1 pseudogene is annotated in these 986 nt (G+C 43.7%); it reads left to right on the forward strand.

The window, feature by feature from the left end:
- A pseudogene (locus A3756_RS27930) lies at positions 1–986 on the forward strand (hypothetical protein); the annotation flags it as partial.

The following is a 986-nucleotide window of genomic DNA, read 5'->3' on the forward strand; positions in this document are numbered from 1 at the left end:
TCCGATGACAACGGCTTACCTCAATGGTGGGAGTCCTTATTTGCAGAAGGTACGCTTGCTCAGTTTTCCAACTTCGACCAGCCTGAAGAGTATGACTTTTCAACAGATTTTAATAGCATAATTGCTAGGGACTTTGATTCAGATAGCGAAGATATGGATGATGATGGCCTAAGCAATTCATTGGAACGTAGTCTAGGTAGCTGTGTTGATGTGAGTGATGAATGTCCTACGCCTTCGGACTCGGATCTAGATGGTTTATCGGATTTGTTCGAACAACAATACTCGTTTACCGACAGCCTGGGTATCGAGCATCGAGTCAGCCTGACTTCAGGTGATACCGATGCCGACGGCTTAAGTGACTATGATGAGATTATTACGATAGGCAGCTATCCCGATAACAATGATTCTGATGGCGACCTTATCTGTGATGCTCAAGAACTCGAGTTAACAGGAACAGGTTTATTGAATTCAGACTCGGATGGCGATGGCTTAACAGATGGCAGAGAGCTGGGTATCGTTACATTAAATTGTGATGCTCTTTTCAAGGGGGACGTGTTCAGTGATCCTCTCAGTTTCGATTCAGACGAAGACGGCTTAAATGATAGAGAGGAGTTTTTTGCATCGACTGACCCGTTTAACCCTGATTCTGATGGTGACGGCCTTAAAGATGGCCAGGAAGTAATCTTTGGTGGCGACCCGCTTGACAGTATGTCGCGTAATGGAGTCCTGCTAGATGGTGAGATTGATAGTGATAGTGATGGCCTCTCTGACAGCTACGAGCTAAATCATAGCAATTCTAACCCAAATAATGCCGATAGCGACTCAGATGGTTTATCTGACTATGTCGAAGTTACTTTGGTTGGCTCAAACCCTAATAACATAGATACTGATGGTGATTTGATTTGTGATATTTTTGAAGATATTTACGATCAAGATGGTGAGTATCTTCAAACAGACCCTGCACTTAGCGATACTGATTCTGACGA

The organism is Oleiphilus sp. HI0086, assembly GCF_001635225.1.